This is a genomic window from Vibrio sp. V12_P9A6T4 (assembly GCF_963874835.1).
Classification (GTDB): Bacteria; Pseudomonadota; Gammaproteobacteria; order Enterobacterales; family Vibrionaceae; genus Vibrio; species Vibrio anguillarum.
Genome location: NZ_CAWNJO010000084.1, coordinates 1 through 16,322, shown reverse-complemented (window position 1 = coordinate 16,322; position 16,322 = coordinate 1). Strand labels below are relative to the sequence as shown.

Annotated in this window: 17 protein-coding genes, 1 rRNA gene and 1 pseudogene; 16 read left to right on the top strand and 3 right to left on the bottom strand. The window is 43.5% G+C overall.

From position 1 onward, the window contains the following. The 5 genes and pseudogenes from tuf to rplI form a co-directional block, all read left to right on the top strand. Positions 1 to 271 (top strand): annotated as a pseudogene (tuf, locus tag AACQ42_RS14005) (elongation factor Tu); the annotation flags it as partial. A gap of 211 nt (positions 272 to 482) precedes the next feature. Beyond that, positions 483 to 851 (top strand): 30S ribosomal protein S6, encoded by a 369-nt coding sequence (gene rpsF / locus AACQ42_RS14000; protein WP_013857919.1) that lies wholly within the window; start codon positions 483 to 485, stop codon positions 849 to 851. A gap of 8 nt (positions 852 to 859) precedes the next feature. Continuing rightward, complete coding sequence (gene priB, locus AACQ42_RS13995) at positions 860 to 1,162, top strand: primosomal replication protein N (RefSeq protein WP_026027846.1); 303 nt, start codon at positions 860 to 862, stop codon at positions 1,160 to 1,162. Positions 1,163 to 1,178: 16 nt separating this feature from the next. Continuing rightward, a complete protein-coding gene (gene rpsR / locus AACQ42_RS13990; protein ID WP_000090472.1) occupies positions 1,179 to 1,406 on the top strand; it encodes a 30S ribosomal protein S18 in 228 nt (75 codons plus the stop codon). A gap of 33 nt (positions 1,407 to 1,439) precedes the next feature. Continuing rightward, positions 1,440 to 1,889, top strand: coding sequence for a 50S ribosomal protein L9 (rplI, locus tag AACQ42_RS13985; protein WP_013857917.1), 450 nt, complete (start codon positions 1,440 to 1,442; stop codon positions 1,887 to 1,889). 66 nt (positions 1,890 to 1,955) lie between these two features. Here the strand turns inward: rplI and AACQ42_RS13980 are convergent, their stop codons facing one another. Then, complete coding sequence (locus AACQ42_RS13980; RefSeq protein WP_013857916.1) at positions 1,956 to 2,720, bottom strand: DUF481 domain-containing protein; 765 nt, start codon at positions 2,718 to 2,720, stop codon at positions 1,956 to 1,958. A 174-nt stretch (positions 2,721 to 2,894) separates the two neighbouring features. On the opposite strand from AACQ42_RS13980, the gene AACQ42_RS13975 reads away from it, so the two are divergent. The 3 genes from AACQ42_RS13975 to pgi all read left to right on the top strand — a co-directional run bounded on the left by AACQ42_RS13975 (position 2,895) and on the right by pgi (position 7,262). After that, positions 2,895 to 4,301 carry a replicative DNA helicase gene (locus AACQ42_RS13975; protein ID WP_013857915.1) on the top strand — a complete coding sequence of 469 codons (1,407 nt, stop codon included), beginning with the start codon at positions 2,895 to 2,897 and terminating at the stop codon, positions 4,299 to 4,301. A 13-nt stretch (positions 4,302 to 4,314) separates the two neighbouring features. Then, entirely contained in the window at positions 4,315 to 5,388 is a 1,074-nt protein-coding gene (alr, locus tag AACQ42_RS13970) for an alanine racemase (protein ID WP_197056815.1), read from the top strand. Between the two features lie 221 nt (positions 5,389 to 5,609). After that, positions 5,610 to 7,262 carry a glucose-6-phosphate isomerase gene (gene pgi / locus AACQ42_RS13965; RefSeq protein WP_029388348.1) on the top strand — a complete coding sequence of 551 codons (1,653 nt, stop codon included), beginning with the start codon at positions 5,610 to 5,612 and terminating at the stop codon, positions 7,260 to 7,262. 96 nt (positions 7,263 to 7,358) lie between these two features. Here pgi and AACQ42_RS13960 read toward each other — a convergent pair whose 3' ends face one another. Both AACQ42_RS13960 and zur read right to left on the bottom strand, forming a co-directional pair. Next, entirely contained in the window at positions 7,359 to 7,820 is a 462-nt protein-coding gene (locus tag AACQ42_RS13960; protein ID WP_017043302.1) for a chemotaxis protein CheX, read from the bottom strand. 18 nt (positions 7,821 to 7,838) lie between these two features. Then, positions 7,839 to 8,297, bottom strand: coding sequence for a zinc uptake transcriptional repressor Zur (zur, locus tag AACQ42_RS13955; protein ID WP_017043301.1), 459 nt, complete (start codon positions 8,295 to 8,297; stop codon positions 7,839 to 7,841). A gap of 251 nt (positions 8,298 to 8,548) precedes the next feature. Here zur and dusA point away from each other — a divergent pair, with 251 nt between their 5' ends. The 8 genes from dusA to AACQ42_RS13915 all read left to right on the top strand — a co-directional run. Beyond that, positions 8,549 to 9,529, top strand: coding sequence for a tRNA dihydrouridine(20/20a) synthase DusA (gene dusA, locus AACQ42_RS13950; protein WP_094165481.1), 981 nt, complete (start codon positions 8,549 to 8,551; stop codon positions 9,527 to 9,529). Positions 9,530 to 9,739: 210 nt separating this feature from the next. Then, the gene (gene pspG, locus AACQ42_RS13945; protein ID WP_026027454.1) at positions 9,740 to 9,949 is read left to right on the top strand and encodes an envelope stress response protein PspG; all 210 of its coding nucleotides are present in this window, start codon (positions 9,740 to 9,742) and stop codon (positions 9,947 to 9,949) included. A gap of 99 nt (positions 9,950 to 10,048) precedes the next feature. Beyond that, positions 10,049 to 10,705: a TIGR04219 family outer membrane beta-barrel protein gene (locus AACQ42_RS13940; protein ID WP_019282801.1), complete on the top strand. Its 657-nt coding sequence runs from the start codon at positions 10,049 to 10,051 to the stop codon at positions 10,703 to 10,705. 166 nt (positions 10,706 to 10,871) lie between these two features. Beyond that, entirely contained in the window at positions 10,872 to 11,102 is a 231-nt protein-coding gene (locus AACQ42_RS13935; RefSeq protein WP_038149123.1) for a hypothetical protein, read from the top strand. A gap of 96 nt (positions 11,103 to 11,198) precedes the next feature. Further along, complete coding sequence (locus AACQ42_RS13930; RefSeq protein WP_094165479.1) at positions 11,199 to 13,052, top strand: assimilatory sulfite reductase (NADPH) flavoprotein subunit; 1,854 nt, start codon at positions 11,199 to 11,201, stop codon at positions 13,050 to 13,052. Beyond that, positions 13,052 to 14,785 carry an assimilatory sulfite reductase (NADPH) hemoprotein subunit gene (gene cysI / locus AACQ42_RS13925; protein WP_017046208.1) on the top strand — a complete coding sequence of 578 codons (1,734 nt, stop codon included), beginning with the start codon at positions 13,052 to 13,054 and terminating at the stop codon, positions 14,783 to 14,785. The genes AACQ42_RS13930 and cysI overlap by 1 nt, the downstream gene beginning before the upstream one ends. Next, positions 14,778 to 15,530 carry a phosphoadenylyl-sulfate reductase gene (locus tag AACQ42_RS13920; RefSeq protein WP_094165477.1) on the top strand — a complete coding sequence of 251 codons (753 nt, stop codon included), beginning with the start codon at positions 14,778 to 14,780 and terminating at the stop codon, positions 15,528 to 15,530. The genes cysI and AACQ42_RS13920 overlap by 8 nt, the downstream gene beginning before the upstream one ends. A 659-nt stretch (positions 15,531 to 16,189) precedes the next feature. Beyond that, positions 16,190 to 16,322: ribosomal RNA gene (locus tag AACQ42_RS13915) — 16S ribosomal RNA — on the top strand; the annotation flags it as partial.

Sequence of the window (16,322 nt, the reverse complement as noted above, 5' to 3'; positions counted from 1 at the left end):
CGAGTCAGAAGTGTATGTATTGTCTAAAGATGAAGGCGGCCGTCATACACCGTTCTTCAAAGGCTACCGTCCACAGTTCTACTTCCGTACAACGGACGTAACAGGCGATATCTCTCTACCAGAAGGCGTAGAGATGGTAATGCCAGGTGACAACATCCAAATGGTTGTAGAGCTAATCGCTCCAATCGCGATGGATGAAGGTTTACGTTTCGCGATCCGTGAAGGCGGTCGTACAGTAGGTGCTGGTGTTGTTGCTAAAGTTATCGCTTAATTTTCGATAATTTATGCACACACTGCATTAAAAAGGGAAGCTTAGGCTTCCCTTTTTGTTTGATGTGACCCTTAGTACATTTCCCTTGCTAATCCTGCTTCGTTTCTGTACTATTTGCCGTCCTTAATTCTCGGTCTTTTTTTTTCGTTCCTTGCTTCCTATGGACGACCGAGCCAAACCTGGAAGCTGAATAATCCGTAAGGAGCAACCGATGCGTCATTATGAAATCGTATTCATGGTGCACCCAGATCAAAGCGAGCAAGTTGCTGGCATGATCGAGCGTTACACTGGTTCTATCACTGAAACTGGCGGTACTATCCACCGTCTAGAAGATTGGGGTCGTCGTCAAATGGCTTACCCAATCAACAAGCTTCACAAAGCTCACTACGTTCTTATGAACGTTGAAGCTGACCAAGCTGTGATTGATGAGCTAGAAACTGCTTTCCGTTTTAACGATGCAGTTCTACGTAACATGATCATGCGTACTAAAGCTGCTATCACCGAGCCATCAATCATGCTGAAAGCTAAAGAAGAGCGTTCTAAGCGTGATGAAACTCGTTTCGATGCAGACGCTGAGTAATTGATTTGATGACCAATCGGATGGAGTTGAGTGGCACTGTCGCAAAACCTCCCATTCGAAGCCAAAGTCCTGCGGGTATTGAACATTGCCGTTTCTGGCTTGAACATCGCTCAACAGTGATAGAAGCTGATTTACCGAGACAAGTCTATTGTCGTATGCCGGTAGTCGTCAGTGGGCAGAGGTCAACGAATCTCACTCAACACTTAGTACAAGGCAGCACCATAACCGTAAGTGGCTTTGTCGCTTACCAAACTAGCCATAATGGCGTAGGTAAATTGGTGCTACATGCCGACCACATTACTCAAATTTAAGATCAGGAGATAGCCCATGGCTCGTTTCTTCCGTCGTCGTAAATTCTGCCGTTTCACTGCAGAAGGCGTACAAGAGATTGATTACAAAGATGTAGCAACTCTTAAAAACTACATAACTGAAGCTGGTAAAATCGTACCTAGCCGTATCACTGGTACTAGCGCTAAATACCAACGTCAGCTAGCTCGTGCAATCAAGCGTTCTCGCTACCTAGCTCTATTGCCATACACTGATAAACATCAGTAATTGGCACCGTTTATTAAGAAAGAGGATTAATCAATGCAAGTTATTCTACTTGATAAAATCGGTAACCTAGGCAGCCTTGGTGACACTGTAAGCGTGAAATCTGGTTATGCTCGTAACTTCCTTATCCCACAAGGTAAGGCTGTAATGGCAACTAAATCTAACGTTGAAATGTTTGAAACTCGTCGTGCTGAACTTGAAGCTAAAGTTGCTGAGCAACTTGTTGCATCTCAAGCTCGTGCTGAACAAGTTAACGCTCTTGAAGCTGTTGTTATTACTTCTAAAGCAGGCGATGAAGGTAAACTATTTGGTTCTATTGGTACTCGTGATATCGCTGACGCTATTACAGCGGCAGGTGTTGCAGTATCTAAGAGCGAAGTTCGTCTACCTGAAGGTGCTCTACGTAACGTAGGTTCTTTCGAAGTGAGCATCCAACTTCACTCAGAAGTGTTTGCAACTGCGAAAATTCAAATCGTTGCTGAATAATTTCAGTCTTCGGATGAATTGAAAACACCAGCCTTGGCTGGTGTTTTTTTTTTATCTTCAAACTACCTAGAAACGAAACTGTAAACTAAATGAAGTGACGCTATCGGCTTTACTTAGTCCTGCTGGAACCTTATCGTGGTATTGGCGAGACAAGTTCACTTTCAACGCAATCGAATCAGTAATGTGATTGGTTAAAATGAGTTCGCTATCGGTTCTGATATTACTTTCTCCTGCGACAAGAGTCAGTTCAGAGGAGATGGTTAAATTATCGAAAGTTGCCCAAACACCTTTTAAGTTACCACGAAATATGACTTCTTCGACTGTATTTGCAAATACAATATCTGTACTTGATATCTCATCTAGGTTGGGTTTTTGGTAACGAAAACCGGGCCCTATTTCAATCTCTAATAGCAATATGTCGGTATTCATCAATTGGTAACCCATTCCACCAGATAGCGTATAGTCTTTGAAATAGGCGCTGTATTTCGAATCAACACCGTTAAAGTTTGCGTATAGATAGGCTTTTGAAGCTAACTTATAGTCACTTTGCAGCGAATAGTTTGCCTGCCGCTTATTCTCTTTTCCATTTTTATCAAGACGATACAATTTCCACTCACCATTGGTTCGATGGCGACCTGTTATGTATTCTGTCTTGACTCGTGAATTCAATGACTCTGAATCAGTATTACCTGAGTGGGCTTGGTAACCTAATTCGACTTGGCTATTCCAAGGAGAAGGAACTTCGATTTCCGTATCGTTTTTAAGATCCTCATTAGCATAAGCTGCACTCATCGCGAACAGGCTAAAACTAAGAAACCAAATTTTGGACACGAAGCACCCCTAAAGTGAATAAAAATAGTGGGCGAAATAGTAGGTGTAGGGCGGTTCTGTTTGGTCAGCATGAGGTTAATTCTCTACGAGATAAACACAAAGTTTCGTTTACATAATTACAAATGATCTATTCTGGCTATAATGGTCGGTCATTAGATAGTATTGAGCGAAGTCATGGCTGCACCACGAACAGATCAACGAAATCGTAAACCGTTTGACGCACAAGTCGACGCAATTAAAGTTCCTCCACATTCGATCGAAGCTGAGCAATCAGTGATTGGAGGCTTGCTATTGGATAACGAACGTTGGGATACGGTGGCTGAGCGTGTGGTCAGCAAAGACTTCTATAGCCGTGCGCATCGTTTAATTTTTGATGCAGCTAAATCGATTTTGGAAGCCAGTAAGCCGCTCGATCTTATTACATTATCTGAGTATCTTGAGCGTCGCGAACAGCTGGAAGATGTCGGCGGTTTTGCCTATTTAGCGGATTTGGCGAAAAATACGCCCAGTGCGGCTAACATTAATGCTTATGCTGAAATCGTAGCGGAACGAGCATTGGTGCGTAACCTCATCGGTGTTGCCAATGAGATTGCGGATGCAGGTTATGATCCGCAAGGGCGCAGTTCGGAAGATTTGCTCGATCTGGCTGAAAGTAAAGTGTTCGCCATTGCTGAGGAGCGTACCAGCGAAAATGAAGGCCCGCAGAATGTCGATTCGATTTTAGAAAGAACTTTAGAGCGTATTGAACTGCTGTATAAAACACCACAAGATGGTGTCACGGGCGTGAATACGGGGTTTGCTGATCTCAATAAGAAAACGGCTGGTTTACAAGGTTCTGATTTGATCATTGTAGCTGCTCGCCCTTCTATGGGTAAAACGACGTTTGCCATGAACTTGTGTGAAAACGCGGCCATGGAGCAAGAAAAACCGGTTCTTATCTTCTCTCTTGAGATGCCGGCTGAACAAATCATGATGCGTATGTTGGCATCGCTTTCTCGCGTTGATCAAACCAAAATTCGTACTGGGCAGCTGGATGATGAGGATTGGGCACGAATTTCATCTACCATGGGTATTCTCATGGAAAAGAAAAATATGTACATAGATGATAGCTCAGGCCTAACGCCTACCGAGGTTCGTTCTAGAGCTCGTCGTATTGCGCGCGAGCATGGCGGCTTGTCGCTCATCATGGTCGACTACTTGCAGTTGATGCGAGTTCCTTCGCAATCGGATAACCGTACTTTAGAAATTGCGGAGATCTCTCGCTCGTTAAAAGCACTGGCTAAAGAATTGAATGTGCCCGTGGTGGCTTTATCGCAGCTTAACCGTTCGTTGGAGCAGCGCGCTGATAAACGCCCAGTCAACTCTGACTTGCGTGAATCCGGTTCGATAGAACAAGATGCCGATTTGATCATGTTCATCTATCGCGACGAGGTGTATCACCCTGATAGTTCGTTAAAGGGTATCGCAGAGATTATTATAGGCAAGCAACGTAACGGCCCGATTGGGTCTGTCCGGTTGACCTTCCAAGGGCAGTATTCTCGTTTTGACAACTATGCAGGCCCTGCATTTGACGATGAGTAATTTGATGAGCTACATGAAAGCGGCAACCGCCTGCATCGATCTCGATGCGTTAAAGCACAACCTACAGCGAGTAAAACAGCAGGCACCAAACAGTAAAATTATGGCTGTGGTCAAAGCAAATGGTTATGGTCATGGGCTTCGGCATGTTGCGAAACATGCACTGGGCGCGGATGCATTTGGCGTGGCGCGCATTGAAGAAGCACTGCAACTGAGAGCGAGCGGTGTTGTAAAACCTATCTTGTTGCTTGAAGGTTTTTATTCCCCGATGGATCTTGCTGTATTGGTGACCAATAACATTCAAACCGTTGTTCACTGTGAGGAGCAGTTAGTCGCCTTAGAGCAAGCTCAATTAGATGTCCCAGTCAATGTTTGGTTGAAAATCGATAGCGGAATGCATCGTTTAGGTGTGCGCCCAGAACAATACCCCGATTTTTTAGAACGTTTGCAAGCGTGTAAAAACGTAGTGAAGCCATTGCGTTATATGAGTCATTTTGGTTGTGCCGATGAACTCGATAAATCAACGACTTCTGAGCAAATTGAGCTATTTTTAGCAATGACAAAAGGTCATGAGGGTGAAAGATCACTTGCTGCCTCCGCTGGTTTATTAGCTTGGAAGCACAGCCAGTTAGAGTGGGTTCGCCCAGGTATTATTATGTATGGCGTTTCTCCTTTTGATGATAACTCGGCGCAAGCGCTGGGCTATCAACCTGTAATGACATTAAAATCTCACTTGATCGCAGTGCGTGATGTTAAAGCGGGAGAGAGTGTCGGCTACGGTGCCACTTGGACAAGCTTACGTGACACTAAGGTTGGTGTTATCGCAATTGGCTATGGCGATGGTTATCCTCGCACTGCACCCAATGGAACTCCGGTTGTTGTCAATGGGCGTAAAGTGCCGATTGCAGGGCGAGTTTCAATGGATATGCTTACGGTCGATCTCGGTCCACAAGCCTGCGATAAGGTGGGCGATGAGGTTATTTTATGGGGAAAAGAGCTACCAGCAGAAGAAGTGGCCTCTCACATCGGCACGATCGCTTACGAGTTAGTGACGAAACTCACTTCTCGTGTTGAGATGTCGTATCAATAAAGCCAGAGTATGCACCCATTAGGTTTACCTGACCTAACTCAATATGAGAGCGGGTAAGCTGCGTCATAATGGCGCTCACAAAACGAATAACGACGTGTTGCCTTCCAAATATAGGCAGTCGATACCATTTTCTTTTTTTGCTCAATCGGGGATTCCATCATTTTGAAACAGAGTTTAGGAATGATAGGAATAAAACCTACTGTCACATCGGGATAGATACCATGTTGAAAAATATCAATCCAACGCAAACCAACGCTTGGAAAGCACTGACTGCGCATTTTGAATCAGCGCAAGATATGGACCTTAAATCGCTTTTTGCACAAGATGCACAACGTTTCGATAAATTCTCGACTCGTTTTGGTTCAGATATTCTTGTTGATTACTCAAAAAATTTGATCAACGAAGAGACCTTACAACATTTACAAGCATTGGCGAATGAGACTGAACTAAAGTCAGCCATCGACGCTATGCTGCAAGGCTGCGCGATCAACCAAACTGAAGGCCGTGCCGTACTGCACACTGCGTTACGCAACCGCAGTAACACACCGGTCATGGTTGATGGTGAAGATGTGATGCCAGCCGTGAATGCGGTACTTGAGAAGATGAAATCGTTTTCTGAACGAGTGATTTCTGGTGAATGGAAAGGTTACACTGGTAAAGCGATTACCGATATTGTCAACATTGGTATTGGTGGTTCAGACCTTGGCCCATACATGGTCACAGAAGCACTTGCGCCGTATAAGAATCATCTTAATCTTCATTTCGTTTCTAACGTTGATGGAACACACATCGTTGAAACGTTGAAAAAAGTCAATCCAGAAACCACGCTATTTTTAGTGGCTTCAAAGACGTTTACTACCCAAGAAACCATGACCAATGCACATACGGCTCGTGATTGGTTCTTAGCGGAAGCAGGCGATGAAACTCATGTTGCAAAACACTTTGCAGCGCTGTCGACTAATGCGAAATCAGTCGCTGAGTTTGGTATTGATACAGACAACATGTTCGAATTTTGGGATTGGGTCGGTGGACGCTACTCACTATGGTCAGCAATTGGTCTATCCATTGTATTGGCTGTAGGCTATGACAACTTTGTGGAACTGCTGTCCGGCGCGCATGAGATGGATCAACATTTTGTGGCGACACCTTTTGAGCAAAATATTCCTGTGATCCTAGCCTTGATTGGTATTTGGTATAACAACTTCCACGGCGCCGAATCAGAAGCGATTCTGCCTTATGACCAATACTTACATCGCTTTGCCGCTTATTTCCAACAGGGCAATATGGAATCAAACGGTAAATACGTAGATCGTAACGGTCAAGCGGTAACTTACCAAACGGGTCCAATCATTTGGGGTGAGCCCGGTACTAATGGTCAACACGCCTTTTATCAATTGATCCACCAGGGAACAAAATTAATCCCGTGTGATTTTATTGCGCCAGCGCTCAGCCATAACCCAGCGGGTGATCATCACCAAAAATTGATGTCGAACTTTTTTGCTCAAACAGAAGCGTTAGCGTTTGGAAAAACGCAGCAAACCGTTGAAGCTGAGCTAAAAGCGGCGGGCAAATCAGCACAAGAAATGGCGGCAATCGCACCATTTAAAGTGTTTGAAGGAAACCGCCCAACCAACTCAATCTTAGTTAAGCAGATCACGCCACGCACTTTGGGCAACCTGATTGCGATGTACGAGCATAAAATTTTCGTACAGGGTGTTATTTGGAATATCTTCAGTTTCGATCAATGGGGCGTTGAGCTTGGTAAGCAGTTAGCAAACCAAATTCTGCCTGAGTTAGCCGACGATGCTCAAGTGAGTTCACACGACAGCTCAACCAATGGTTTGATTAACGCGTTTAAGACATTTAAAGCGTAATGCGTCAAAACCTTACTTGGATGTGAGTAAGGTTTTATCCAAATAAAAAAGGTTGATACTTAACGGTATCAACCTTTTTTTCTTTAATGAAAGAGCTTACTCGAAACAGATTTCGATAAAAGCGTTACCCCACTGAGAGGTAAACGGCATGATAATAATTGCACCTTCGCATTTATGACGAATCGTGTGGCCTTTTCCTGAGACAACAACCGGAGTTGCCATATCAAAGTCAAAACCACTCTCGGCAAGAATACGTTTAGCTCCGCCTGTCACCATGTTGGTGATTTCGCCGACCATATCTGTCACTTCTTCATTGAGACCGTTGGGGCGTTCACCTAACATATTTTGCATGATTTCCAATGCTAGACTTTCATCAAAAGTAATAGACATGGAACCGCGGCTTTGACTACCAACCATACCAATCAAGCCAGAGACATCACCACGGGCAATCTCATCTTTCTTTACACGAGGTTTCTGTGGCTTCAACTCTAATGAAGCCATCGTTTTTAACACGTTCATTAAAGAAGCTAAAAACGGGTTTACAAATTCAGCGCGCATAACCTTCTTCTACTGTTTTTATACTTTCAGACTTGAGGAACACGTTTGGCAAACACCATGAGATTCAATAACGTGATTAACGATGTTAAAACCGTGTTTCTCAGCGTTGCTTGCTAGCAAGGCTATCAGACTATCATCTTGAAGTTCAATAACATTGCCACATTTGTCACAAATTAATAGGTGTGAGAAATGCTTATTAGCATTACAAGAGCAACATGAAATAAAGCTATTTGTTGACTCCACTCTATGAATAAAGCCTTGTTCTAACAAAAAGTCCAGAGCACGATACACCGTTGGTGGTTTAGCTTGGGGCTCGCTTTGCTTTAAATCTTCAAGCAATTCATAAGCACTGGATGCTTTTTTGCTTGAACAAATCAGTTCAAACACTCTCTTTCGTTGAGAAGTTAGTCGTACTCCTCTCGCTGCGCATAGTTCTTCTATTTGTTTCGTTAGCTTGTGGTCCAAATTCATCACCATAACCATTGGACTTTAATAATAATATACTATTTCCAGATTAATAGCCTTGTAGCCTACAACATTTTCTGGAGTTAGTTAGCGATGTGATCGTTGTTTGCAACGAAAATAGTACTTAAATTACCTTATATCGATGCAAAACGATACAGAAGAAGAACTGTTGGCGCTATAAACTCGAAGCGATTACAATGCCAAACTTTGTTTTTGGCTGTAAGTTTAGCCATTGAAACTGACTGAATTGGGATATCTAAATCATGACTCACCCTTGTAGGCTATCAGTAGCACCCATGCTCGATTGGACAGATCGCCACTGCCGATACTTTCATCGCTTGCTGTCCTCGCAAACGTTACTGTACACCGAGATGGTTACGACAGGCGCGATCATTCATGGTAAAGGGGACTTCTTGGCTTACAACGAGGAGGAACACCCAGTAGCGTTACAATTGGGTGGTTCGAATCCTCAAGACCTTGCTCATTGTGCCAAACTTGCCCAGCAGTACGGGTACGATGAAATCAACCTCAATGTGGGTTGTCCGTCTGATCGCGTCCAGAATGGTCGTTTTGGTGCTTGTTTAATGGCTGAGCCGCAACTGGTGGCGGATTGCGTTGCAGCGATGAAATCAGTAGTTGATATTCCGGTAACCGTGAAGACGCGCATTGGTATTGATGACATGGATTCTTATGAATTTTTGACTGATTTTATTTCATTGGTATCAGAGAAAGGGGGCTGTGAACAGTTTACTATTCATGCGCGTAAGGCGTGGCTTAGTGGTTTGAGCCCAAAAGAGAACCGTGAAATACCGCCGTTAGATTACTCACGGGCATATCAGCTGAAAAAAGATTTCCCACATTTAGTCATTGCTGTGAATGGCGGTGTCAAAACCTTAGCTGAAGTCAGTGAGCATTTACAGCATCTTGACGGCGTAATGATTGGACGGGAAGCTTATCAAAGCCCTTATTTGTTGGCGGAAGTGGATCAGACCATTTTTGGTATGGATACGCCGATTAAAAAACGTTCTCAAATTATTGAAGAGATGTTTCCTTATATTGAACGTCAATTAGCTCAGGGGTCTTACCTTGGCCATATTACCCGCCATATGTTAGGTATGTTCCAAAATATGGCAGGTGCTCGTCAATGGCGACGTTATATCAGTGAGAATGCGCATAAGCCAGGTGCGGGAATTGAAGTCGTGCAAGCGGCATTAGCAAAAATTCCGAAAGAGTTGAATGTGTAAAAATTACCAACTTAAGTGGTGATTTTTACCAACAATAGAAAGGCTAAATGACTCGGTGTTATTTGGCTTTTTTTATTGAAATAAATATTGCTTTTCAAGTGCTTGATTGGCCAAGAAACTGTGATTTTTTAGTCTTGACTTGAAATCAGAGGTGGTAATGACAAGTTGGCTCGATATCTGCTAATGGTAAGAGAAACGGAGGAAAACATCATGTTTGAACTTATTTTCTTATTGGTTTTTATTGCAACTTTATTGGCGACAGGCATCACTTTGGCGACTGTGTTTATTGCGACGGTCATGGGCTTTATAGTATTGGCATTACTAGGCATGATTGGAGTGATGTTTAAGCTACTACCTTGGATCATTGTGATTGTTTTGGGGGTCTGGTTCTTCCGTCATGTGGTGTACACCCCTCGCTAATGTGGCAGTCAACGAAACGTTAACTCACTTCAGGAATATGCTACTATCGCGTTCAATTAAGAACATGAATTAGTAGCGAATAAATAGGGAGCAATAGGGATGAATAAACCAATTTGGTTAGCGTTGGTCAGTGTGGCAATGATGATGTCAACCGCATCGGTTCAAGCAGAATCATTTTATCGTGGAGAAGTTGGCGCTGACATGTGGTGGGGCAGCACTAAAATCGACAATACTCGTCGTGATGATGTGAAGACACCTTCAATCCACGTTGCTTTTGAGCATCAGCTACCTTATTTGCCCAATGCGAGTATTCGTTATACTACGCTTGAGGCGGATTATGCATCCTTTGATAAGTACGACTATACCTTGTATTACAATCTGTTAGAGCGACAGTTAATGTCGTTCGATGCGGGTGTTACATTCACTCAATATAGTGGTTCTCAGTATCAAGCACCAGATAGCTTGAAGTACAGTTTTGATAAGACGACTTTTAACTGGTATGCCTATGCCACAATTAAAATTCCCAATACCCAAGTTGATGTGATTGGGCAGTTTGATTTTGGTGATAGTGGCGGAATTAAAAGCGCAGATGTACTAGCGGGTTTGCAGTATTCCATACCTATTCGTGCTGGCAATGTCGCATTGCGTGGCGGCTATCGTGTGATTGATCTTGAATTCACCGAACTTGACCCAAAAACGAAAAACTCATTTGTCTTTGTTGATGGTTGGTTCTTAGGGGCTGAATTTCAATTTTAAGTATCGATTCGATACTTACGCGCTAAATGCATTTTCCATAAAACGCCACCTCTGCAAGGTGGCGTTTTTTATAACTGATAATTATATTATTGCGCAATTTCTTAGCAGAATAAGCAAAATGTACCATGCTTAATTCACGAGTGAATAATGTGAAAATGGTGTGGTGATGACGATTACCGAGTTAAGGGACTTGTATCGTGAGAACAAGCTTATCGAAGCCATTATTGAACCTTCTTTCCAAGAAGGGCATTGGATAGTCGAGTTTCGGCATTGCCGTGGTGGGTTCGTGCTATTAACCGATTCTCAGGGTGACGAATGCCAGTATACCGATCTGGATCTTGCCTCTAAATCGGCTATGGAGGTGGGTTTTAAGCAAGTTCGAGTCGAGTCTAAATGAGAGAATTAAGCGTAATGCCTACTTCCAAAAAGTTATAAAACATACTTATCTATTCTTTCTTGTTATTAAAGAGAGTGGTTAATCTATTGTCACGCAATGAATAGGGAAGTCGTGACCATGTCTTCAGGAAATACCATACCCCAAGAGCTAGCCAGTTTAGCTAGCCCACTCAATGACGCGCAACTGAACGGATTGCAGCGTACTATTTCAGAACTTTCCCCGCAGCAGCTTGCTTGGGTTAGCGGATATTTTTGGGGCCTCAGTCAGTCTCAAGCATCAAGCATTTCTACTTCCAGCTCACAAGCAGCCACTTTAGTATCAACGGAGCCTGCGACTCAATTAACCATTATTTTCGCTTCTCAAACAGGCAATGCAAAAGGCCTTGCTGAAGGATTGGAAAGAGAAGCTCAGGCTGCCGGTATCGCGGTTCAATTATTCGATGCGAGTGATTACAAAGGCAAAGATCTTGCGAAAGAAACGCATGTTATTTTTGTTGCATCGACCAATGGCGAGGGCGAAGCCCCTGACAATGCATTAGCGCTGCATGAATTTTTACAATCCAAGAAAGCGCCGAAATTACCTCACTTGCAATATGGTGTGATTGGCTTAGGTGACTCCAGTTATGAATTTTTCTGCCAAACGGGTAAAGATTTTGATGCATTTTTAGAGCAGCTTGGTGCCAAACGTTTTATTGAGCGAGTGGATTGCGACGTTGATTACGAACATCAAGCCGCCGAGTGGAAAGCCAAAGCATTAGCAGTGGTAAAAGAAGCTTTTGCAAGTACGCCTGCGCAAGTTGTGCAATTACCCGTGAGTCAAACCACGAGTCATCTATCTCAATACAGTAAGCAAAATCCTTACAGTGCGACTTTACTGACGAGTCAAAAAATTACTGGGCGAGATTCAGGAAAAGAGGTGCGCCACATTGAAATTGACTTGGGTGAGTCAGGTATAACGTATCAGTCTGGGGATGCGCTTGGAGTATGGTATGAAAACGATACAGAGTTAGTCAATGCCGTGTTATCTGCGACTGGGCTATCGGGTGTCGAAAGTGTTGAGGTCGATGGCGAAAGTTTATCCATCCATAGTGCTTTAATGCATAAATATGAAATTACGGCTGCAAATCCTCAGATGGTGACCAAGTTTGCTGAGTTATCTGGTTGTACGAAACTGCTTGAGCTGGTGGAGGATAAAGAGAAGCTCAGATTGTATGCGAGCCATCATCAAGTGATTGATGTACTGCGAGAGAAGCAAACTAAACTGACGGCCCAAGCGCTACTCTCTTTATTACGTCGTTTAACGCCGCGTCTTTATTCTATCGCATCAAGTCAAAGCGAAGTTGAAGATGAAGTGCATCTTACAGTCAGCATTGTTCAGTATACACACCAAGATGAGCACCGTTTTGGGGGAGCGTCCAGTTACCTTGGCCAGCGCTTAGAAGAGGGCGACAAGGTAAAGGTTTTCATTGAACACAATAATAATTTCAAACTACCGCAAGATGATAACGAGCCTATTATCATGATTGGTCCTGGCACCGGAATTGCGCCATTTCGTAGCTTTATTCAAGAGCGTGATAACCGTGAAGCAAAAGGAAAAAACTGGCTGTTTTTTGGTGATCGTACATTTACTCAAGATTTTCTCTATCAAGTTGAGTGGCAAAAATATCTGAAATCCGGTGTGCTGAGTCGTCTAGATGTGGCGTTTAGCCGTGATCAGCATGAGAAAGTCTACGTTCAGCATCGATTACTTGAACAATCCGAACTGGTCTGGCAATGGATTCAAAACGGTGCGTATCTTTATGTCTGTGGTGATGCAACGCACATGGCGAAAGATGTGCATGATGCACTAATTGTTATTGCACAGCAGCAAGGTGGGTTATCACGTGAACAGGCAGAGACATATATCAACGATCTGCGCAAAGCAAAACGTTATCAAAGGGATGTGTACTAATGAGCACCAAACAACAATCTAATCATCAAGAAGTATTAGGACAAGAGCTAGGCCCATTGTCAGATAACGAGCGCTTGAAACGTGAAAGTCACTTTTTACGTGGGACGATCGAGCAAGATCTGCAAGATCGCATCACTGGTGGCTTTAGTGCTGACAACTTTCAGTTGATTCGCTTTCATGGCATGTATCAACAAGACGATCGCGATATTCGTAACGAACGTGCAAAACAAAAGTTAGAACCTCTGCACAATGTGATGTTACGTGCGCGCATGCCTGGCGGGATCATCACGCCGAAACAATGGCTAGCGATAGATAAATTTGCAACTGAGCACAGCCTATATGGCAGCATTCGTTTAACCACTCGCCAAACCTTTCAGTTTCACGGGGTATTGAAGCCTAACATTAAATTGATGCATCAAACGTTAAACAGCATTGGTATTGATTCGATTGCCACCGCGGGTGATGTGAACCGTAACGTACTGTGTACGTCCAATCCTGTGGAGTCTGAACTGCATCAGGAAGCTTACGAATGGGCGAAGAAGATTTCGGAACATCTGTTACCTAAAACGCGCGCTTATGCCGAAATTTGGTTGGATGGTGAAAAACTAGAAACTACAGATGAAGAGCCGATTTTAGGTAATAACTACTTACCGCGTAAGTTCAAAACGACAGTGGTTATTCCGCCCCAAAACGATGTGGATGTACATGCCAACGATTTAAACTTTGTTGCGATTGCCGAACAAGGTCGGTTAGTTGGTTTTAATGTGCTGGTGGGTGGCGGCCTAGCCATGACGCACGGTGATACTTCTACTTACCCGCGTCGTGCTGATGATTTCGGATTTATTCCTTTGGATAAAACCTTAGAAGTCGCCGCCGCTGTGGTTACGACTCAGCGTGATTGGGGAAACCGGTCTAATCGTAAAAATGCAAAAACTAAATACACACTCGATAGAGTGGGCGTCGATGTGTTCAAAGCCGAAGTTGAAAAGCGTGCTGGTATTGAGTTTGCGGTCAGCCGCCCTTACGAGCTCACAGAACGTGGTGATCGGATTGGGTGGATTGAAGGCATCGATGGTAAGCATCATTTAACACTTTTCATCGAAAATGGTCGTTTACTCGATTTCCCTGATAAACCGCTAAAGAGTGGTGTGGCAGAAATTGCTAAAATCCACCAAGGTGATTTTCGTATGACGGCCAATCAAAACCTCATCGTAGCGGGAGTACCTGCTGTACAAAAAGCTACGATTGAGCAGATTGCGCGTCAGCATGGTTTGATCAATGACAATGTGAGTGAGCAACGTAAAAATTCGATGGCGTGTGTCTCTTTCCCTACATGTCCATTAGCTATGGCTGAGGCGGAACGTTTCCTCCCTCAATTTGTAACGGATGTAGAGACGATCCTACAAAAACATGCGTTACCTAAAGAAGAAAACATTATCTTACGTGTCACAGGTTGTCCGAACGGATGTGGCCGAGCCATGTTGGCTGAAATTGGTTTAGTTGGTAAAGCTCCCGGTCGCTACAACCTACATCTTGGCGGCAATAGAGCGGGCACACGTGTGCCTAAAATGTATAAAGAAAACATTACCGATAAACAGATCCTAGAAGAAATTGACCATCTAGTCGGCCGCTGGGCGCTAGAGCGTCAATCCAATGAGGGTTTTGGCGATTTCACCATTCGCACCGGCATTATAGAAGAGGTGATCATCTCTAAGAGAGATTTCTATGCTTGAAGTACCAGTAGTTCCTAAATTGTCCGAGTTATTGGCGCTAACTAAAGTAGAGCAAACGTTACGCCTTGCCCCATTAAATGCTTATCTCGAAACGTTAACAGCGCAGCAGCGAGTGATGTGGGCGATTGAGAATCTAGAAGGAACCCATGCGCTTTCTTCTAGCTTTGGCATTCAAGCCGCATTGATGCTGCATCTGGTTTCTAGCGTAAAAAGCGATATACAAGTGGTATTGACGGATACGGGCTATTTGTTTCCTGAAACATATCAATTTATTGACCAGCTCACGGAGCACCTAAATCTCAATCTGTATATCTTCAGCGCTACGATAAGTCCATCATGGCAGGAGGCGCGTTACGGTAAACTTTGGGAACAAGGCGTTACTGGCATTGAACAATACAATCACCTTAATAAAGTAGAACCGATGCGAAGAGCGTTAGATGAACTAAATATCGGTACTTGGTTTTCTGGCCTACGCCGAGAGCAATCACAATCGCGGGCGACATTACCTATTTTAGCGATTCAAAATGGTGTGTTTAAATTCCTACCTGTGATTGATTGGACAAATAAAGATGTACATTATTATCTGCAAGAAAATCACCTGCCGTATCATCCATTGTGGGAGCAAGGTTACCTTTCAGTTGGTGACACTCATACCACTCGTAAATGGGAACCGGGAATGAATGAAGAAGAAACGCGTTTCTTCGGCTTAAAAAGAGAGTGTGGTCTTCATGAAGAGAATAACTAAGGAGATGATGCAGGTATTTAATCTTCTATATAGTGTAAAAAAGAAATGAGTGAAACGGAAAAAGCGTCTGAAGGCGCTTTTTCTACGTTTGAAAAGATAAAAATTACAGCCAATGTGCATAACTCTGTGGGTAACATGTTTACTTGATCTTAGTAAAATTGAATAAATAAGGCTTTGAGCAGTAATTTGGTGATTAAGCGCTATTTTTGCAATTTTTATAAAATAACGCTTGCCAACGTGACGGCGATCTCTATAATGCGACCTCACTGAAACGGCACAGCCAGTAAGGGTTCAAGCCCAATTAGCCAGCCAATCAGTAGGTCAAATCGGTAAGGCGAAATAATTTAATAAAGTGTTTGACACTTGTCATTATCTCGCTAGAATGGCCGCCTCTTCAAAGGAAGCCTCGGCAAGCCATAGAAGAACGCTCTTTAACAATATAAACCTATCAATCTGTGTGGGCACTCGTTGATGATAATCAAAAAAGATTTATCAATGAACTGAGTGACCAATCAGAATCAAGTTTACTTGATTTTGGCACAGTCAATTCATTGTTGTTCTGTTGGAACAACAATAGCTTTAAAATTACTTTTTACTTTCGAGTAAGAGCAGTTTTGAAGTCAGTATTCATTGAGCCGGTCTTAGGACCAACAAAACTTTAATTGAAGAGTTTGATCATGGCTCAGATTGAACGCTGGCGGCAGGCCTAACACATGCAAGTCGAGCGGCAGCACAGAGGAACTTGTTCCTTGGGTGGCGAGCGGCGGACGGGTGAGTAATGCCTAGGAAATT